Below are 19,555 nucleotides of genomic sequence, written 5' to 3'. Positions count from 1 at the left end.
CAGGACCCTGATCGCCCCGTTCACCCCGTTCACCGCACCCACTCCTTCTCTTCCTCCCGGAACTCGTCCCTGTCGCTCGCCGTGGGGATCACGGCCTTGTCCACGATGCGTTCCCCGCCACCGCGCCCGTCCCCGCCGAAGCAGATCCTGAAGTGCCGTACGGCGCTGAAGAGTCTGCCGTCGGCCCGGTAGTAGAGGCACTCGGCGCCCTCGGGCGGCGGGCTCGGCGCGCGTTCCAGGGGCGGGTCGGAGACGGTCCTCTCGGGCAGCACCCCGGCGGCCTCCGCGCGGCTCTCGCCGACGCGCAGCCGGGCGTAGTCGGCGGGGTCGAGGACCGAGTGCGTACGCGAGTACGCGTACCAGGCGAAGGTCCCGCCGACGAGCAGCACCCCGGTCGCCACGGCGGCGCCGAACGCCAGCAGGGTGCGGCGGCGCGCATGGGTGAGACGGGCCTCGGGGTGCGCCGCCACGGGGTCGGCGCTCCTGGCGGGGAGGCGCGCGGTGAGGCGGAACCCCTGGCCGTGCGGGCCCGCGTCCAGGGTGCCGCCGAGGTCGGTGACGCGGGCGCGCAGACCGCGCAGGCCCGAGCCGCCGCCGGACAGCGGCGCGCGGGAGGAGGGGGAAACGGGCGCGCCGGGGCGGCCGTTGGTGACGGTGACCGTCGTCGTGTCGGCGTCGTGCGCGATCTCGACGGTGACGTGGGCGCCCGGCGCGTGCTTGGCCGCGTTGGTCAGGGCCTCCTGGACGACGCGGTACACGGTGCGCCCGGTCGTCTCCCCCGGCCCCTCGGCCGCTTCCTCGCCGGGGACGTACGTGATCTCAAGGCCCGACCCCGCCGCGCGCTCGACCAGCGCGGTGACGCTCTCGCCCACGGGGGCCAGCGGGGCCCGCTCGTCGCCCTCGTCGCGCAGTACGCCGATGATCCTGTGCAGCCTGCCGGTGGCGTCGGACGCGGCGGCGCGGAGTTCGGCGGCCGCGTCGCGGTGCTCGGGTGCCAGGCCGGGGGCGACCTGGAGGGCGCCCGCGCGGACGGCGATCAGGCTCAGTTCGTGGCCGAGCGAGTCGTGCATGTCCTGGGCGATGCGGGCCCGTTCGCGCAGCCGCGCCCGGTCGGCGACGATGCGCTGCTCGCGCTCCAGCTGGTCGGCCCGCGACCAGCCCGCGGCGGCCAGTTCGCGCGCCTGGCGCCAGTAGCGGCCCGCGAGCCAGGGGAAGACCGCGCCGAAGACGATCGTGCCCATCAGGACGAGCCACTCCACGACGGGGTCCACGTCCCGTACGGCGATCTTGGCCGTACCGGCGACCGCGATGGCCGCGAAGGCGGTCAGGGCGGGGCGGGCGCGGTCCGCGCGGCGGCCCAGGAGGAGCGCGAGGACGGCGAAGGCGGGGCCGTAGGAGAGCGTGAAGAGGGAGGAGGCGGTGACGAGCCCGAGGGCCGCGGCGAGCAGGAACGCGAGCAGCGGCCTGGTCCTGCGCACGACGACGGCGCACCCGACCACGGCGAGCGCGCACAGCTGCCACGTGGGCGTGCTCGGCTCGTTCAGGCCGAGCCGGTCCACGGACACGACCGGCAAGGCGAGGGCCACCGCGAGGAGCACGTCCCCGGTGCGCCGCCGCACTCCCCTGTTCACTCCCCTGTTCACTCCTCCGACGCTACTGTCCGCCCTCACCCGCGCGCCCCTGCCGATCGTCAGGGGTGACTCCGCGGCGCGGCGCGCGCGAAACCCCCCGCCCGAGCCGCGCGGTTGTGTCGTCCCCCGCCACCCCCGTGGCAGGATCGGGTCTGCCATGACTGCGCCCACGAAGCCCACGCCGACCGCCCCCGACGCCGCCGACGCGCGTGACGGCCTTGCCGCCGACGCCTCCGGTGAGACCCTGCACACCCCCGTCATCGCCTGGTTCGACGCGCACGCCCGCGATCTGCCGTGGCGTCGCCCGGACGCCGGGCCGTGGGGCGTGATGGTCAGTGAGTTCATGCTCCAGCAGACGCCCGTCAGCCGGGTCCTGCCCGTGTACGAGCAGTGGCTCGCCCGCTGGCCGCGCCCCGCCGACCTCGCCAAGGAAGCGCCCGGCGAGGCCGTCCGCGCCTGGGGACGGCTCGGGTATCCGCGCCGCGCCCTGCGGCTGCACGGCGCGGCCACCGCCATAACGGAGCGGCACGGCGGCGACGTCCCCGCGCACCACTCCCAGCTCCTCGCGCTGCCGGGCATCGGGGAGTACACGGCGGCCGCCGTGGCCTCCTTCGCGTACGGCCAGCGGCACGCCGTCCTGGACACGAACGTGCGCAGGGTCTTCGCCCGAGCCGTGGGCGGGGTGCAGTACCCGCCGAACGCCACCACCGCCGCCGAGCGCAAGCTGGCCCGCGCCCTGCTGCCCGACGACGAGCGGACCGCGTCCCGCTGGGCCGCCGCCTCCATGGAGCTCGGCGCCCTGGTCTGCACCGCGCGGAACGAGGACTGCGCGAAGTGCCCGATCGCCGCGCAGTGCGCCTGGCGTGCGGCGGGCAAGCCCGCGCACGAGGGTCCGGCACGGCGCGGCCAGACGTACGCGGGGACGGACCGCCAGGTGCGCGGCAAGCTGCTCGCCGTGCTGCGCGAGGCCGTCGCCCCGGTGCCGCAGGCCGCGCTCGACCGGGTGTGGGACGAGCCGGTGCAGCGGGCCCGCGCGCTCGACGGTCTGGTCGCCGACGGGCTCGTGGAGCCGTTGGCGGACGGGCACTACCGGCTGCCGCTCACCTGATCGACCGCTCATGACCGCATAGACGCATAACTGCCAAAAGATCCGTGTAACGCCCATAGACCGCTTCTCACCTGCGGTTTCATGGCGATCTTTATGCTCGCCCTACTTCTGTTACACAACCTACGCACAGCCGTGCGCCCGCCGCTGGCTGCTCCGCACAACCTCGTGACAACGCCTCCGTAGCTTCATGGACGTGCCGCTCGGCAAGGGCCGCGGTCACGCATTTGGGGATGGAACGGAGGCGGTTGGATATGGCGCACGGCGAGGTGCTCGAGTTCGAAGAGTACGTCCGCACTCGGCAGGACGCCCTGCTGCGCAGTGCCCGGCGCCTGGTTCCGGACCCCGTGGACGCGCAGGACCTGTTGCAGACCGCGCTCGTGCGGACGTACGGCCGCTGGGACGGCATAGCCGACAAGCGCCTCGCGGACGCCTACCTCCGCCGGGTCATGATCAACACCCGTACGGAGTGGTGGCGCGCCCGCAAGCTCGAAGAGGTGCCCACCGAGCAGCTGCCCGACGCGTCCGTGGAAGACTCCACGGAGCAGCACGCCGACCGCGCGCTCCTGATGGACATCATGAAGGTTCTCGCACCCAAGCAGCGCAGCGTGGTCGTGCTGCGACACTGGGAGCAGATGTCCACAGAGGAGACGGCCGCCGCGCTCGGCATGTCGGCCGGAACGGTCAAGAGCACGCTGCACCGGGCACTCGCCCGGCTCCGCCAGGAGCTGGAGAGCCGTGACCTGGATGCCCGCGCGTTCGAACGTGAGGAGCGGGAGCGTTGCGCGGCCTAGGCCCTGAGGCCAGACGAAGCGTCAAGGCGGCGAGCACGGTGGTGACCGTGCTCGCCGCCCTCGGCCTTTCCCTCGCCGCCTGCTCGACGGGCGGCGCGGGCGCGCGTGACGAGGGACCCGCGCGCAGCGAACCGGTGGTCTCCACCTCGCCCTCGCCCACGGCCTCGGCCGCCGTGCCCCCGAAGAAGATCGACGCGGTCCGGCTCGTCAAGGACGACCCGAAGGTGAGTACGGCGATCAAGCGGGACCTGAAGCCGTGCGCCGGAAACTCGTATCCGATCGACGTGACGTACGGGAACCTGACCGGAGGCGCCTCCTCCGATGTCGTGGTGAACGTGCAGACCTGCGCGGACGCCGTCGGAATCGGAAGCTACGTGTATCGCGCCGAAGGCGATAAGTACGAGAATGTCTTCAGCGCCGAGGAGCCCGCGTCCGTCTACGCCGAGATCGACAGGGGCGACCTGGTCGTGACCAAGCAGATGTACGAGAAGGGCGACTCGGTGGCCTATCCGTCGGGCGAGGAAGTGATCACGTACCACTGGACGTCGAGCCGCTTCGTCGAGACGGAACGCACCCGCAGCGACTTCAACAACTCGGTGGGCGCCGAGCCGAGCGCACCACCGGACGCGGACTGACCCGCCGCATGCCGACCGCCCCGACCGTCCCACGAGACGCACCGAGCACGTACTGAGCACGTACTGAGAAGGACTGAGACTTCCGATGGCAGAACAGACCCACGTCCTGTTCGTCGAGGACGACGACGTCATCCGCGAGGCCACCCAGCTCGCCCTTGAGCGGGACGGCTTCGAGGTGACCGCCATGCCCGACGGCCTGTCGGGCCTCGAGGCGTTCCGCTCCGACCAGCCGGACATCGCGCTGCTCGACGTGATGGTGCCCGGCATGGACGGCGTCTCGCTGTGCCGCCGGATCCGCGAGGAGTCCACGGTCCCGGTGATCATGCTGTCGGCGCGTGCCGACTCCATCGACGTCGTGCTCGGCCTCGAAGCGGGCGCCGACGACTACGTGACCAAGCCGTTCGACGGCGCCGTCCTGGTCGCCCGCATCCGCGCGGTCCTGCGCCGCTTCGGGCACGCGGGGGGCCACGGCTCGGCGGCGCCCGCCTCGTCCCAGGACGCGGGGGCGGACGGCGGCGTGCTGCACTTCGGCGACCTGGAGATCGACACGGAGGGCATGGAGGTGCGCAAGGACGGCGCGCCCGTGGCCCTGACGCCGACCGAGATGCGCCTGCTCCTGGAGTTCTCGTCCGCGCCGGGCACCGTCCTGTCCCGCGACAAGCTCCTGGAGCGCGTGTGGGACTACGGCTGGGGCGGCGACACCCGCGTGGTCGACGTCCATGTGCAGCGACTGCGGACCAAGGTCGGCCAGGACCGCATCGAGACGGTCCGCGGCTTCGGCTACAAGCTCAAGGCGTGAACGGACGCGTGAAGGACGGCGTACTGCGGCGACGCGGGGGACGCGGGCGGCTCGGAGTACTCGGGGGACACATATGAACAGGGCCCACAGGGCGGTCGAGCGCGTCCGCGAGATGTTCAGAACCGGTCTGCGCACCGGCGTGCGCTGGAAGATCAGCGCGGCGATCGCGCTGGTCGGCGCCCTCGTCGCGGTCGCGCTGAGCCTGGTCGTCCACAACGCGGCGCGAGTCTCGATGCTCGACAACGCGCGCGACGTGCAGGACGAGCGCATCCAGTTCGCGCTGCGCCTGTACTCCGCCTCCCAGCGCCAGACCCTCCAGTTCGGCACGAAGGTCGACGACCCCGAGCTGCCCCAGGAGCTGCGGCAGAAGGTCCTCAAGGGCCGACGCGCCACGTTCGTCGAGGAGAAGCCCGACGGCACGCCCGACATCTGGGCGGCCGTGCCGCTGGCCGACGGGCACGTCCTCTCGCTGCACTCCCGCTTCACCGACCGCAGCGCCACCGTCATGAAGGACCTCGACCAGGCCCTGGTCATCGGGTCGATCGCGGTCGTCTTCGGCGGCTGCGCGCTCGGCGTGCTGATCGGCGGGCAGCTGTCGCGGCGGCTGCGCAAGGCGGCGACGGCGGCGAGCGAGGTCGCCCAGGGCCAGACGGACGTGAGCGTCCGCGACTCCATCGGCGGCGTGGTCAAGGACGAGACCGACGACCTCGCCTCCGCCGTGGACGCCATGGCCGACGCGCTCAAGCAGCGCCTCGAAGCCGAGCGCCGGGTCACCGCGGACATCGCGCACGAGCTGCGCACGCCGGTGACCGGGCTGCTCACGGCGGCCGAGCTGCTGCCGCCCGGACGGCCCAGCGAGCTGGTCAAGGACCGCGCGCAGGCCATGCGCACGCTCGTCGAGGACGTCCTTGAAGTGGCCCGTCTCGACTCGGCCGCCGAGCGCGCCGAGCTCCAGGACATCACCCTCGGCGAGTTCGTCTCCCGGCGGATGGCGCTCCTCAGCACCGAGGTGACCGTGACGATCGTGCACGAGTCGGAGGTCACCACCGACCCGCGCCGCCTGGAGCGCATCATCGGCAACCTCGTCGCCAACGCCGCCAAGCACGGCAAGCCGCCCATCGAGGTCAGCGTCGAGGGCCGGGTGGTCCGGGTGCGCGACCACGGGCCCGGCTTCCCCGAGGCGCTCCTGGACGAGGGCCCGAGCCGCTTCCGCACGGGCAGCACGGACCGGGCGGGACACGGGCACGGTCTGGGCCTGACGATCGCGGCGGGTCAGGCGCGGGTGCTCGGTGCGCGGCTGACGTTCCGCAACGTACGCCCCGCCGGTGTCTCGCCCGACGAGCCCGCCGAGGGCGCGGTCGCCGTCTTGTGGCTGCCGGAGCACGCGCCGACGAACACGGGCAGCTTCCCGATGCTCCAGCTGCCCGACAACCTGTGACCGGACAACCTGTGACCGGGCAGCCCGTGACCGGACAACCTGTGACCGGACAGCCCCAGGGCCTGTCCGGTCCTAGCAGGACCACTCCTTGTCGAGGTCGAGCTCGCCCTCGCGGCGCTGCGTGAACGAGAACCAGTTCCCCGAGTCGTCGCGGAAGAGCGCCTCGATGCCGTACGGACGCTCCTGCGGCTCCTGGAGGAACTCGACGCCGCGGGCCTTCAGCTTCTCGTAGTCCCCGCGGACGTCGTCGGTGACCAGGACGCCCGCGCCGAGGATGCCCTTGGCGACCAGCTTCTTGACGGCCTCCGCCGACTCGGGGTCCATGGCCGGGGAGCCCGGCACCATCAGCGTGAGCTCGACGTCGGGCTGGTCCTTGGCGCCGACCGTGAGCCAGCGCATGCCGCCGTCGCCCATCGTCAGGTCCGTACGGACCTCGAGGCCCAGCTTCTCGGTGTAGAACTCCTTGGCCCTGTCCTGGTCCAGGACCCAGACGGTGGAGATGGCGAGTCCCTTGATCATGGCGTGCTCCCGAGCTTCGGTGGGGATCGGTGAGTGGTGCGGGGCGGTGCCGCGCGCTGCCGGACCACCGTAGGCAGGGCGTCCCTCAGCCCGCTTCTTCAGAATTGCGGCCCTTGCCCGGGCCTTCGTCCGGGGCGCCAGGACCCGGCTCCCTCGCCGGGAACCCCCCGGCCCACAACATCGCGTAACACCCCGGTATGAGCGCGGCCCCGCGCCCCACGTGCCTGCCGCGGTACTCGCTCGGGGTCATGCCGGTCCTGCGCTTGAACGTCGACGAGAACGTGCCGACGCTGCTGAAGCCCACGAGCACGCAGATCTCCGTCACGGACAGGTCGGCCGAGCGCAGCATGTCCTGCGCGCGCTCGATCCTGCGGCGCGACAGGTACTGCCCCGGCGTCTCCGCGTACACCTCCTTGAACACGCGGACGAAGTGATAGCGGGAGTAACCGGCGTGCGCCGCCACCGCGCCGAGGTCGAGGTCCGGATCGGCCCAGTCACGGTCCATGGCGTCCTTGGCACGGCGCATCTGCCGCAGTTTCTCCACACCCCCGATGCTGGCACGCGCCACTGACAACGGCCCCCGGTGCGCGGTGCACCGGGGGCCGTTGTCCGCCGGGGAGGGCGGTCCTACGGGATCAGACGGCCTCTGCAACCGGCTCCCTGACCACCTTCGCGGAGTCCCCTTCCGCGTCCCCGACGGGCTTCTTGTCCGCGGGGCCCGAGCCCCGCAGCGGCGTCTCCTTCACGAAGAAGGCGGCGATCAGCGCGACGGCACCGAGCGCGGCGCCCAGCAGGAAGGCCGAGTGCGTGCCGGCCGTCACCGCGTGCTGGTAGGCGTCCCTGACCACGTCGGGCAGCTGCGCCAGCTTGTCCGCGGTCGGCTGCGAGGTCGCCTCGGTGGCCTGGCCGCCGACCGACCCGGCCCGCTCGGTCATGACGTCCTGGACGCGGTTGTTGAAGAGCGCGCCCATGATCGCGACGCCGAAGGAGGAGCCGAGCGTACGGAAGAGGGTGGCCGAGGACGAGGCGACGCCCATGTCCTTCATCTCGACGCTGTTCTGCGCCACCAGCATGGTGATCTGCATCAGGAAGCCCATGCCCGCGCCGAGGACGGCCATGTAGAGGCCGGAGGTGAACCGCGTGGTCTCCGTGTCCATCTGGGAGAGCAGGTAGAACCCGGTGATCATCAGCACGGTGCCGACGATCGGGAAGATCTTGTACTTGCCGGTGGCGGTGGTGACCCGGCCCGCGACCATCGAGACGGCCATCATCGCGAGCAGCAGCGGAAGCAGCAGCAGCCCGGAGTTGGTGGCCGAAGCGCCTTGCACCGACTGCTGGAAGAGCGGCAGGAAGAGCATCGCGCCGAACATCACGAAGCCGGTGATGAAGCCGATCACGGACATCAGCGAGAAGTTGCGGCTGCGGAAGATGTGCAGCGGCATGATCGGCTCGGCGGCCCTCTTCTGTACGAAGAGGAAGCCGATGAGCGAGGCGACGCCGATGCCGATGAGCTCCATGATCACGGCCGAGCTCCAGGCGTACTCGGAGCCGCCCCAGGTGGTGACGAGCACGAGCGAGCTGATGCCGACGGTCAGCAGGACGGCGCCCAGGTAGTCGATGCGCCCCTGCGCCTTCTTCTTCGGCAGGTGCAGGACGGCGGTCACCATGGCGAGCGCGACGGCGCCGAGCGGCAGGTTGATGTAGAAGGCCCAGCGCCAGCCGAGGTGGTCGGTGATGGTGCCGCCGACCAGCGGTCCGCCGATCATCGCGACCGCCATGACGCCGGTCATCATGCCCATGTACTTGCCGCGGTCCCTCGGCGGCACCAGGTCACCGATGATCGCCATGACACCGACCATCAGGCCGCCCGCGCCGAGCCCCTGGATCGCGCGGAAGCCGATGAGCTGCCCCATGTCCTGGGCCATGCCGCTGAGTACGGAACCGGCCAGGAAGATCACGATGGAGGTGAGGAAGACGCCCTTGCGCCCGTACATGTCGCCGAGCTTGCCCCAGATCGGCGTCGAGGCCGCGGTCGCCAGCGTGTAGGCCGTGACCACCCACGACAGGTGCGCCATGCCGCCGAGGTCGCCGACGATCGTCGGCATCGCGGGGCTCACGATCATGTTGTCGAGCATCGCGAGCAGCATCGTGATCATCAGCGCCATCAGGACGACGCGCACGCTGCGCGGCTGCGGCCCGGACTCGGCCGTGGTCCCGGCCGCCCCCGCTTTCTCCAGTGACGCTTTAGGTGTCCCCGCCATAATTTCCACTCCCCGGTCGTCGCCGTACTGCTACTTACTTGCCGCCCGGCAAGTTGACTACACTGGGGAAGGTAGACCCGTAACTAGCCGGGCGTCAAGTAAGTTCGCGTACGACGGCGTGAGTGATGAGTGGAGTCGAGGAGCACCCCGATGGGCACAGGCAAGCAGCAGCGGCGCGGCGACACCCGCCAGCGCATCCAGGACGTGGCCCTCGAACTCTTCGCCGAGCAGGGCTACGAGAAGACGTCCCTGCGCGAGATCTCCGAGAAGCTGGACGTCACCAAGGCGGCGCTCTACTACCACTTCAAGACCAAGGAAGACATCCTGACCAGCATCTTCGACGACCTCACGGGGCCGATCGACGAGCTGATCGCATGGGGTCACGCACAGCCGCAGCCGGTCTCCCTGGAGACCAAGAAGGACGTGCTGACCCGTTACAGCGCCATCCTGATCAACGCGGCACCGCTCTTCCGCTTCATGCAGGAGAACCAGGCGGCGATGCGCGACCTGAAGTCCGGCGCGAGCTTCAAGGACCGGATGCTCGGGCTGCACGAGATCCTCAAGGACCCGGACGCCCCGATGGCCGACCAGGTGCGGTGCTTCAGCGCGCTGTTCACCATGCACGCCGGAATGTTCGTGCTCAAGGACGCCGAAGGCGACCCCAAGGAGAAGCGCGAGGCCATCCTGGAGGTCGCCATCGATCTGGTGACGCGGGCGCACACGGGCGGCTGAGCCCGGCGCGGATCGAGCCGCGGGAAGGTCAGACCGTCACGCCCGCCGAGCGCAGGAAGGCGACGGGGTCGACGGCCGAGCCGTAGTTCGGGGTCGTACGGATCTCGAAGTGCAGGTGCGGACCGCTGGAGTTGCCGGTGTTGCCGGAGAGCGCGATGCGCTGGCCGGTGCCGACCGCCTGGCCCACCCGGACGTCGATCTGCGAGAGGTGCGCGTACTGGGAGTACGTGCCGTCGCCGTGCTTCACCACGACGGCGTTGCCGTACGCGGGGCCGTCACCCGCGCCGTTGGGGCCCGCCTTGACGACGGTGCCGCCGTGCACGGAGGAGACCGGGGTGCCGACCGGGACGGCGAAGTCCTGGCCGGAGTGCTTGTGGGCCCACATGTTCCCGCCGAGGCCGAAGGTCGCGGAGAGCGTGTAGTTCTTGACCGGGTCGATCCACGCGGCGGCCCGCGCGGCCGCGGCGCGCTTGGCGTCGGCGGCCTTCTTCGCCACGTCCTGGCGCACCTTGTCGGCGGCCTTGGCCTGGGCGGCGGCCTGCGCCTGGAGGGAGTTCACGGTGACACCGGGCAGCGCGCCACCGCTCTTGGCGCCGTCCGCGGCGACCGAGACCCCGGCCCCGAGAACCGCCGAAGCCCCGATGCCCGCGGCGACGACGGCCGCCCGCGTACGGAGCAGGGACGGGCGGGGGCGGTGGGAGGTGGTGCGCTGCGACATGGGGATGTCCTCCGGGGTGTGACGACTGCGATGACGACTGCGTTGACGGCTGCGGTGGCGCCTGACGCGACGACCGAGGGGGGCATGAGCGGACCCGGCAGGCGGGGCGGGCGGATCACCCGCCGACCGCGCTTCGCCGGGTCGGTCATCCCTTGGTAACCCCCACCCCGGCCACCACCCAAAACGCCCATCTACTACGCAAAGCCGTAGCGAGAGGCAAGGATTTAGCCCGCTTGACACCATCAAATCCGGACAATTACCCCACAGTCCGGTAACAGGGTTTTCTCCCCTCGCGCGGGTTTAGCCGCACATCGGAGCCCCTCCCGAGCCGCACCCCCACCAGGGCGGCACCCACCGCGGCCGGACACGTCCAAGGTCCCGGAGCCCGCGGGCCGAAGGTCCCGACCGGCGATCGCGCCGCGACCACTATTCCGCCTAGTACCGGACGAAAGACCTGTGCGCCATGTCACCGGCCTCCGAGATCCACCCCGCCGCGAATGTGACCCCCACTACGCTCACGCCCATGGATCCCGCGCTCCTGGGCACCCGCCTGGCGTCCAGTGCCGTCGCCCCCTTGGTCAAGAAGCTCTTCGTACGGGAGGGCCCCGGCGCGGGCCTGGTGGCCAAGCCGGTGCGGCTGTCCTCGCTGGTGTCGTTCAAGGGGGAGCAGCGCACACTGAGCAGGCGGGACGTGCGAGTCCTCGTGGACCGGCTGGTGCGGGCGTCCCTGGCCGCGCCCGGCGAGCGGACCTTCCCGCGGGACGAGGCAGGGGCCGTTACCGACGCCCTGGCCCGAGTGCTGCTCTCGCTCGGGGATCTCGACATGGACGACGTCCAGGCCGTCCGACTCGGCCACCGGGAACTGGCCCGCGAGCTCGTGCGCGGCGCGGCGCGCAGCGGGCCGCACCCCACCACCGGGCTGTCCCAGGACGCCGCTCTCTACCTCGACTCGGTCATCGAGTGGGCGTGCCTGCACATCCTGCAGTTCTTCACACAGCGCTCCACGTTCGTCGCGGCGACGCTGGTCGCGCAGAGCCGGGGCCAGGACGAGCTGATCGCGAAGGTCGACGAGCTGATCTCCCGCAGGCCGATCACCGGGGCGCAGGACCTCGCCTTCGAGCGGCGCTACCTCGCGTACGTCGCGAAGAAGCACGCCAAGCTGACGATCTTCGGCATCGACCTGTCGGGCTCCCCGGCGAAGTGGCCACTGGACGCGGCGTACATGTCGCTGGAGGCGGAGCCGCCCGGACGCGTGGGGACGGTCCACTACTCATCGGGAGCGGAGCACCACACCGAAGAGGTGGAACTCGTCGAGCACACGCCCCCGCTCCCCGCGGACCAGGCTCTCGCCACCCACGACCGGGTCCTCCTGCGGGGCGAGGCGGGCTCCGGCAAGACCACGCTCGTGCAGTGGCTGGCGGTGAGCGCGACCCGCAGGGACGCGGCAGGACCGGGCCCCGCCGGGGCCTACCCGGCCGAGGCCCACACCACCAAGGCCCACCCGACCATGGCGTACCTGGAGGACCGCGTCCCCTACGTACTCCCCCTGCGCACCCTCACCCGCCACGGCGAGCGGCTGCCCGCTCCCCCGGACTTCCTCGCCTCCGTGGGCTGCCCGCTCGCGGGCACGCAGCCGCAGGGGTGGGAGGCGCGCGTCCTGACGGCGGGCCGCGCCCTGGTCCTGATCGACGGCATCGACGAGATCCCGGACGCCGAGCGCGACCGGACCCGGGACTGGCTGAGCGACCTCATCGACGCGTTCCCCGGCAACCGCTGGCTGGTGACGTCGCGCCCTTCGGCCGTACGCGAGGACTGGCTCACCGAGGAGGGCTTCACCGAGCTGACGCTCGCCCCGATGGGAAAGGCGGAGGTGGCGGCGTTCATCGAGCGCTGGCACACGGCCGCGGCCACGGGGGCCCCGGAGGAAGACGCCGAACTCGTCGCGTACGAGGGTCAGCTCTTGGAAGCGGTGCGGTCGAAGCCGGATCTGGGCCGCCTCGCCACCAACCCGCTCATGTGCGGCCTGATCTGCGCCCTGCACCGGGACCGGCGGGGCTTCCTGCCGATGGGCCGCAAGGACCTCTACGCGGCGGCCCTCTCCATGCTCCTGGTCCGCCGGGACCGCGAACGCCACATGGCCGTACCGGAGTTGCGGGAGGAGCCGCAGATCCAGCTCCTGCAGCGGCTCGCGTACTGGCTGATCCGCAACGGCCGTACGGTCATGGACCGTTCGCGGGCGGAGTCCATCATCGCGGACGCGCTCCCGGCGGTGCCGGAGCTGGCCCCGCTCGGCGACGCGCGGGCCGTCTACACCCACTTCCTGCATCGCAGCGGCCTCCTGCGCGAACCGGGGCCCGGCACCGTCGACTTCGTCCACCGCACGTTCCAGGACTTCCTGGGGGCGCGAGCGGCGGTCGACGAGGGCGACTTCGGCGTACTCGCCCGGCACGCGGCGGACGACCAGTGGGAGGACGTCATCCGCATGGCGGTGGCGCAGGCGCGGCCGCGTGAACGGGCGGAGATCCTGGGCGCCCTGCTCACGCACGGGGACCGTCACCCGCAGGACGGGGCCCGCAAGCGGATCCACCTCCTGGCCGCCGCCTGCCTGGAACACGCGGCGGAGCTGGACCCGGCGGTGCGGGAGGAGGTGGAGCGGCGTACGGCGGCGCTGATTCCGCCGCGGAACGCGGAGGACGCGCGGGCGCTGGCGAAGGTCGGGGCCATGGTGCTCGACCTGCTGCCAGGACCCGACGGCCTCTCCGAGGACGAGGCCCAGCAGGTGGTGACCACCGCGACACACGTGGACGCGGACGCCACGATCCCCTTCCTCACCCGGTTCACCCGGCACGAGGGGATCGGCGTCCACAGCCAACTGATGTGGGGGTGGCACCGCCACGCCTGCCGTCCGTACGCGGAGCAAGTCATCGCCCGGCTCGACGGTCGCGACGTCCACTTCACCCTCCGCACCGACGAACAGGTGACCGAGCTCGAACGGCTCGGCCTGCGCCCGCGACGGCTGGACATCAGACCGGGGGTCAGCCCCGACGTCGCGTCCCGCTTCATAGCGGCCTGCGAGCCCAGCTTCCTGCTGCTCAACAGGTTCCCGCCGGGCCTCCTGACAGCCGAGGCGCTGGCCGCCCTGGGCCGCCTGGACGGGCTCAGCGTCGTCGGCGCGCAGGAGCCGTGGAGCCTGGCGCCGTTCCCAGCCGAGGCTCCTCTGACGTTCCTCGGCCTGGTGGACTCCCGTGCCGCGCTGACCGACCTGTCGTGCCTGGCCCGTTGGCCGAAGCTGGCGCGGGTGACTTTCAGCCACGACCATCCACTGCCCCCGAGGGACTGGGAGGTGTTGGCGACCCTGCCGGGGCTCACCGCGCTGAACCTGCCGTCGCGCTCCCTCATGACCGTCCCGCCGGGGCTGACCCTGCCCGGCCTGCTCGACCTGCAGCTCGCCCCCGACGACTCCTGGGGGGACCTGGCCTCCCGCCTCTGCACGGTCGCGCCCGGACTCAAGCGCCTGATCCTGCTGAGCCCTCCTGAGGGCAGCCCGGAGCGGCACGCCCCCGTCAACGTCTCCGCCCTGGCCGACCACCCGAGCCTGACGGAGCTGACGGTCTTCGCCGAGGCGGTGGGCCTGGACGCCCTGCCCGCCCACATCGACGTACACGTCTACGGCCCGCTCACCGATTGAGCTGAAACCACACGCCTTTGCCCGCACTCGCGGGCGTCACCCCGCACACGTCCGACAGCGCGGTCACGAGGAAGAGCCCCGCCCGCTCTCCTGGTCCGCATCGGGCCTGCGGGGCGCGGGCAGTTGGTCGCCGCCGTCGTACACAGCGATGCGTACGTGGGTGGTGGCGACGGCGGCTCTGAGGTGGACATCGCTCTTCGTGTGCTGGTGCACGTTGGTCACCAGTTCAGAGGTGCAGAGAGCGGCGGTGTCCCCGAGGTGGCCGAGGCCGAGGGTTTCCAAGGTGCGTTGTACGAAATCGCGGCAGATCTTGGCGGAGTGTGCGTTGCCGGGGGCGAACAGGGTGTAGGTGTCCGACGTGAGGTCATGCGGGGGTACGCCCATGAGACGCCTCCATGGCGTTGAGGGTCGCTGTTTCGACTGGTGGATGACCGGCCCCACGTGGCCCGACCGCAGTGGCCTACCGCCCCTCGCGAACAATCCCCCGTCCGGCACGGGGAGTTGGATCGGGCGGTGCGCTTCTGCGGGCGGGCAGGGCGGGGGGAATGCGTCGACAGCGAGGCTTCCGACATGGTTGCGTGAGCGTCGCTATACGTACGGTAGCGACATGGGGCTTACTTGTTCAACCTAATCGCCGTCTTTGGTGGACCCGGGCACCCTGCCCGGGCAAACTGGCCCCAACTTCAAGAAGAGAGACAGCGTTGGCCCTGCGAACAGCTCCGACCGAGCGACAGCTCCGACTCGGCTACGAACTCCGAAGGTTGCGCGAGCACAGCGGCTTGACCGTGCAGGCAGCCGGAGATGTCATCGATATGGGCCGGGTGCACCTGACGCACGCGGAGAATGGCCGCACTCCGATCTCCGCGGAGCGCATCCGAACTCTGTGCCGGGCGTACGGGGTTACTAGTTCACCCTTCGTGGATGCCTTAGTGGGGCTAGGCCAGTCGTCCGGCAAGGGGTGGTGGACAAGCTACAAGTCTCAGCTGCCCACATCCGCGCTCGATCTGGCAGAGCTGGAGTCCGAAGCCGTGCAGCTGCGCTCGTACGAGTCGCTGTTCCTGCCTGGCCTTTTCCAAGTCGAGGGCTACACGCGCGCCATCTTTGAGGCGAGCGACGCCGTCAGCTCTACGGCAGAGGTCGAGGATGCCGTCCGCTTCCGTCTGGCACGCCAACGTGTGCTTGTCGGCGACCGTCCTCCCCACGTCCACGCCGTCATCCACGAAGCTGCCCTCCACATGCGCTTCGGCGGCGCGCAGGTCATGCACCAGCAGTTGCTCAAGTTGACGGAACTTGCCGAACTTCCGCACGTGACCGTTCAGATCGTGCCCTTCACGGCCGTCGCGGTGTCGGCGATCACCACACCGTTCTGCCACATCGCCTCGCATGGCGGCGCGCTGGAAACCGTACTGATGGAACATCCCGCGCAGTCCATGTTCCTCCACGGCGAAGACACCGTTACCAAGTACCGCCGTCAGTTTGAACGGATCGGCGCCGCAGCACTCCCGGCCATCGACACGACGGTGATCCCCGTCAAGCACGGAACACGGGATTCGCTGGGCCTCGTCCAACACATCCTGTACACCCTCCTGGGAGCACAAGCATGAGCACTCTCGACTGGCAGAAGTCCTCCTTCAGCGGCGACCAAGCGAACTGCGTCTACGTGGCCGCACACCCCACCGGTCGGATCCACCTCCAAGAGAGCGACGCCCCGGCCACCACGCTCACCACCAGCCCCACCGCCTTCGCCACCCTCATACGCACCCTGACCTCGTCCGACCACACGTTCGGGTGACGTGACCCCAATCTCGCCCCGGCCAAGGCGCCCTACGCGATCGTCGGCGCCATGAGCAAGAACACCGAGGCCAGAGCAGAGATCCCCGCCCAGCAGAACGGCCTGCCCTCCTGGTACGGCGATCTCCTGAGCGAGATCAAGGGGGCCGTGTCCTGCGCACGGACCCGTGCCCAACGGGCCGCCAACAACTTCGCGGCGACCGTGCCGGACGGCTCCGACGCACTCAAGGAGCTGGTCCGGGACCCGTACCGCCTCGACTTCCTCGGACTCGACAAGCAGCACGCCGAGCGTGAACTGGAGACCGCCATCGTCGACGGGATGATCCGGTTCCTTACGGAGCTCGGTGTCGGCTTCGCCTTCGTGGGGCGCCAGTACCCCGTCGTCATCGGGGGCGACGAGTTCCGTATCGACCTGCTCTTCTACCACCTCAAACTCCACCGCTACTTCGTCTTCGAGCTCAAGACGAAGGACGTGCGCCCCGAGCACGTCGGCAAGCTCAACTTCTACGTGAGCGTGGTCGACCAGATGGTGCGCGAGCCGGAACGGGACGACGCGACCATCGGCTTCCTCATCGGAGCCCGCCACAACAAGGCAGCCGTTCAGCTGGCCCTCGACGCCAGCAACAACCCCATGGCAGTCGCCTCCTACTCCACGCTGGCCCCGGCGGAGCGTGAGCTGATCCCCACCGAAGAGGACCTGTCCCGGGTCGTCCAGGAAGCCATCGACGGCATCGAGCAGGCGGAGGCCGGCCGAACCGGCAGCCCTTAACCCCCAACCCCCTGCCTGCGTAGGCCCGTTGACCTAACCTCGACCTATGGTCGACCCCGGAGCCCTCGGCGCCCGTCTCGCGTCCGGCGCGGTCGCGCCCCTCGTGAAGAAGCTCTTCGTGACGGACCTGCCGGGCGCCGCGCTGGTCACCGAGCCGGTGCGGATCTCCGGGCTCGTGTCGTTCAAGGGCGAGAAGCGGGACGTCGCCCCGAAGGACGTCGAGAAGATCGCCGACGAACTCGTCCGCAGGGCGCTGAAGGCCGCGAGGCCCGGCGAGCTCCCCGTGGACGCCACCGAGGCCGTCGCGGTCAGGACCGCCCTCGCGCACTCGCTCGCCGCCCTCGGCACCCTCACCATCGCGGACTACGAAGCCGTCGCGCTCGGCCCCGAGGAGTTCACCCGCACCCTGCGTTCGCGGACAGCCGTGACCATCGCGACCTTCGCGCTCAGTCGCGACGCCGAGCTGTTCCTCGAACGGCTGCTGCACACCGCGTCCCTGCACATCCTGAACTTCTTCACGCAGCGCTCCACGTACATCGCCCGGCAGCAGACCCGGCAGAGCCAGCAGCTCGCGCAGCTGGTCAGCGCCGTCGACGTACTCCTCGAACGGCTGCCGTCGCAGTCGTCCGAGGACGCCGCGTTCGAGGCGCGGTACGCGTCGTACATCACCGCGCGGCACGGCACCCTCACCATCTACGGGCTCGACGTCTACGCCGGGACCAGCGAGTGGCCGCTCGACACGGCCTACCTCAGCCTGGCGGCGACCAGGGACCGCCCCGGGGAGGGCGCGGCCCAGGTCGCCGCCGAGCAGGTCCTCGCCCAGCACGACCACGTGCTGCTGCGCGGCGTCGCGGGGTCCGGCAAGACGACCCTGGTCCAGTGGCTCGCCGTGACGGCGGCCGACCTGACGTACGAGCACGGAGCCACCCACCTCATGGGGCGCGTGCCGTTCGTGCTGCCGATGCGGCGGATCGTCCGGCCGGGTACCGAACTCCCCGTCCCGGCGGACTTCTTGGCTGCCGTCGGCTGCCTCGTCACCGGGGAGCAGCCCGCGGGCTGGGTGGAGCGGGTGCTGCGGGCGGGGCGCGGCGTGCTCCTCGTCGACGGCATCGACGAGATCCCCGAGGAGCGGCGCAAGGACGCCAAGCGGTGGCTGCGCGATCTGACGCGCACCTTCCCCGGCAACCTGTGGCTCGTCACGACCCGTCCCTCCGCCGTCCCGGACAGGTGGCTGGACACCACGGACTTCGTCGAGCTCACGCTGTCGCCGATGGCCCGCGACGGCGTCGAGACGTTCGTGCGCCGCTGGCACCGGGCCGCGGGGGCCGACGACGCGGTCGGCGCCGCCCTGCTGCGGTCCGTGCGGGCCGCGTCCGAACTGAACCGGCTCGCCACCAACCCGCTGATGTGCGGAATGCTCTGCGCCCTCCACCGCGAGCGGCGCGGCTTCCTGCCGCAGGACAGGAAGTCCTTGTACGAGGCCGCCCTGACCATGCTGCTCGAACGCAGGGACGTCGAGCGGCAGGTGGCTCCCGGGCCCTCGTCCGCCGTGCGCCTCCCGCTCACCGTCCAGGTGCAGATCCTGCAGAAACTCGCCTGGTGGCTGATCCGCAACAGCCGCTCGGAGATGGACCGTTCGGACGCCGTGCACATCGTCGAAGAAGCCGCCCCCTCGATGGACCTCGACGGCAGCGGTGCGGACGTGTACGCCTGGCTCCTGCTGCGGTCGGGCCTGTTGCGGGAACCGGCCGCCGGGCGCGTGGACTTCCTGCACCGCACCTTCCAGGACTACCTGGGCGCCCGCCTCGCCGTGCAGGAGCTGGACTTCGACCTGCTCGTGAACCACGCGGACCGCACCCAGTGGGAGGACGTCATCCTGCTGGCGGTCGCGCACGCGCGGCCCAAGGAGGCGGAGCGGATGCTGCGGCGGCTGGTGGCGGGCAACACGGCGCGCGGCAAGCTGCTCGCGGCGGCCGCGCTGCCGTACGCGGCGGAGGTGGCACCGGCCGTGCGGCAGCTGGTGGAGGAGGGAGTACGGACGCTCGTTCCGCCGCGGACGGTCCGCGAGGCCCACACCTTGGCGGAGGCGGGCCGCGATCTGGTGCTCCACCTGCTGCCCGGCCCCAACGAGGTCGACGACGAGCTCGCCCGTCTGGTGGTCTTCGCGGCCGCCAGGGTCGGCAGCCCGCAGGCCCTGCACTTCCTGACGCGCTTTCGCGACCACCCCAGCAGCTGGGTCCAGTTGGCCCTGGCCCTGTGCTGGGGGGGCTTCGATCGCGAGCTCTACGTACGGGAAGTCATCGCGCACCTGTCCTCCCGGCCCACCGTTCCCGTCCACGCCCCCGAGGACCTCCGCGCCCTGCGCGCCATCGGAGGCTGGCCGGACGTCTACGTCACCGGCGCCTACCGTGTCGAGGACCTCACCGAGCTCATCGTGCCCGAGCAGCTCACCCGTCTCACGCTGGACGCACCCCACCCCGCCGAAGGGCTCTCCTGGCTCTCGGCCTTCCCGAACCTGACCGACGTCTGGGTGTACTCCCACGTGAGCGAGGCCGAAGCGCAGCAGGTGCCACCGCATGTTCGCCTCACCGTCCGCCCGTCACACGGCGATTGACCGTACGGAAAAGGGGCTGCCCCGGACCGTACGAAACGGTCCGGGGCAGCCCCTGCAAGCG

The 19,555-nt window shown here is 71.0% G+C and carries 17 protein-coding genes; 11 read left to right on the top strand and 6 right to left on the bottom strand.

All coding sequences use genetic code 11. The features are described 5' to 3' along the window. Positions 1 to 29 precede the first annotated feature (29 nt). Positions 30 to 1,631 carry a sensor histidine kinase gene (locus KY5_RS22895; RefSeq protein WP_234362824.1) on the bottom strand — a complete coding sequence of 534 codons (1,602 nt, stop codon included), beginning with the start codon at positions 1,629 to 1,631 and terminating at the stop codon, positions 30 to 32. A 157-nt stretch (positions 1,632 to 1,788) separates the two neighbouring features. Between KY5_RS22895 and KY5_RS22890 the strand changes: the two genes are divergently transcribed. The 5 genes from KY5_RS22890 to cseC all read left to right on the top strand — a co-directional run bounded on the left by KY5_RS22890 (position 1,789) and on the right by cseC (position 6,402). Next, complete coding sequence (locus KY5_RS22890) at positions 1,789 to 2,739, top strand: A/G-specific adenine glycosylase (RefSeq protein ID WP_098244014.1); 951 nt, start codon at positions 1,789 to 1,791, stop codon at positions 2,737 to 2,739. A 251-nt stretch (positions 2,740 to 2,990) separates the two neighbouring features. Continuing rightward, complete coding sequence (locus KY5_RS22885) at positions 2,991 to 3,530, top strand: SigE family RNA polymerase sigma factor (protein ID WP_055552579.1); 540 nt, start codon at positions 2,991 to 2,993, stop codon at positions 3,528 to 3,530. Positions 3,531 to 3,568: 38 nt separating this feature from the next. Then, a complete protein-coding gene (locus KY5_RS22880) occupies positions 3,569 to 4,165 on the top strand; it encodes a hypothetical protein (protein WP_418952808.1) in 597 nt (198 codons plus the stop codon). Positions 4,166 to 4,250: 85 nt separating this feature from the next. Continuing rightward, a complete protein-coding gene (cseB, locus tag KY5_RS22875) occupies positions 4,251 to 4,964 on the top strand; it encodes a two-component system response regulator CseB (RefSeq protein ID WP_098244012.1) in 714 nt (237 codons plus the stop codon). Positions 4,965 to 5,037: 73 nt separating this feature from the next. Further along, positions 5,038 to 6,402, top strand: a complete 1,365-nt coding sequence (gene cseC, locus KY5_RS22870; protein WP_098244011.1) for a two-component system sensor histidine kinase CseC — start codon at positions 5,038 to 5,040, stop codon at positions 6,400 to 6,402. A 72-nt stretch (positions 6,403 to 6,474) separates the two neighbouring features. On the opposite strand, the gene KY5_RS22865 is transcribed toward cseC, so the two are convergent. The 3 genes from KY5_RS22865 to KY5_RS22855 all read right to left on the bottom strand — a co-directional run bounded on the left by KY5_RS22865 (position 6,475) and on the right by KY5_RS22855 (position 9,182). Then, on the bottom strand, positions 6,475 to 6,921 hold the full coding sequence (locus tag KY5_RS22865; protein ID WP_098244010.1) for a VOC family protein: 447 nt from the start codon (positions 6,919 to 6,921) through the stop codon (positions 6,475 to 6,477). Between the two features lie 85 nt (positions 6,922 to 7,006). Continuing rightward, positions 7,007 to 7,447, bottom strand: coding sequence for a helix-turn-helix transcriptional regulator (locus tag KY5_RS22860; protein WP_199843188.1), 441 nt, complete (start codon positions 7,445 to 7,447; stop codon positions 7,007 to 7,009). A 109-nt stretch (positions 7,448 to 7,556) separates the two neighbouring features. Then, on the bottom strand, positions 7,557 to 9,182 hold the full coding sequence (locus KY5_RS22855) for an MDR family MFS transporter (protein WP_098244009.1): 1,626 nt from the start codon (positions 9,180 to 9,182) through the stop codon (positions 7,557 to 7,559). Positions 9,183 to 9,332: 150 nt separating this feature from the next. Here KY5_RS22855 and KY5_RS22850 point away from each other — a divergent pair, with 150 nt between their 5' ends. Continuing rightward, on the top strand, positions 9,333 to 9,914 hold the full coding sequence (locus KY5_RS22850) for a TetR/AcrR family transcriptional regulator (RefSeq protein ID WP_098244008.1): 582 nt from the start codon (positions 9,333 to 9,335) through the stop codon (positions 9,912 to 9,914). A gap of 28 nt (positions 9,915 to 9,942) precedes the next feature. Here the strand turns inward: KY5_RS22850 and KY5_RS22845 are convergent, their stop codons facing one another. Then, on the bottom strand, positions 9,943 to 10,632 hold the full coding sequence (locus KY5_RS22845; protein ID WP_098244007.1) for a M23 family metallopeptidase: 690 nt from the start codon (positions 10,630 to 10,632) through the stop codon (positions 9,943 to 9,945). Positions 10,633 to 11,155: 523 nt separating this feature from the next. On the opposite strand from KY5_RS22845, the gene KY5_RS22840 reads away from it, so the two are divergent. Next, entirely contained in the window at positions 11,156 to 14,320 is a 3,165-nt protein-coding gene (locus KY5_RS22840) for an NACHT domain-containing protein (RefSeq protein ID WP_098244006.1), read from the top strand. 63 nt (positions 14,321 to 14,383) lie between these two features. On the opposite strand, the gene KY5_RS22835 is transcribed toward KY5_RS22840, so the two are convergent. Further along, on the bottom strand, positions 14,384 to 14,704 hold the full coding sequence (locus tag KY5_RS22835) for an ATP-binding protein (RefSeq protein ID WP_098244005.1): 321 nt from the start codon (positions 14,702 to 14,704) through the stop codon (positions 14,384 to 14,386). Between the two features lie 317 nt (positions 14,705 to 15,021). Between KY5_RS22835 and KY5_RS22830 the strand changes: the two genes are divergently transcribed. The 4 genes from KY5_RS22830 to KY5_RS22815 are packed head-to-tail and all read left to right on the top strand — an operon-like array spanning position 15,022 to position 19,494. After that, positions 15,022 to 15,924, top strand: a complete 903-nt coding sequence (locus tag KY5_RS22830; protein WP_098244004.1) for a helix-turn-helix domain-containing protein — start codon at positions 15,022 to 15,024, stop codon at positions 15,922 to 15,924. Continuing rightward, positions 15,921 to 16,112, top strand: a complete 192-nt coding sequence (locus KY5_RS22825; protein WP_098244003.1) for a DUF397 domain-containing protein — start codon at positions 15,921 to 15,923, stop codon at positions 16,110 to 16,112. The genes KY5_RS22830 and KY5_RS22825 overlap by 4 nt, the downstream gene beginning before the upstream one ends. Positions 16,113 to 16,163: 51 nt before the next feature. Then, positions 16,164 to 16,880 (top strand): PDDEXK nuclease domain-containing protein, encoded by a 717-nt coding sequence (locus KY5_RS22820; protein WP_098244002.1) that lies wholly within the window; start codon positions 16,164 to 16,166, stop codon positions 16,878 to 16,880. Positions 16,881 to 16,926: 46 nt separating this feature from the next. After that, positions 16,927 to 19,494 (top strand): NACHT domain-containing protein, encoded by a 2,568-nt coding sequence (locus tag KY5_RS22815; protein ID WP_098244001.1) that lies wholly within the window; start codon positions 16,927 to 16,929, stop codon positions 19,492 to 19,494. Positions 19,495 to 19,555 lie beyond the last annotated feature (61 nt).

Origin of the sequence: Streptomyces formicae (assembly GCF_002556545.1) — a bacterium.
GTDB lineage: Bacteria > Actinomycetota > Actinomycetes > Streptomycetales > Streptomycetaceae > Streptomyces > Streptomyces formicae_A.
Note: the sequence above shows the minus strand (reverse complement) of the source record. Positions and strands in the feature narration are given on the sequence as shown.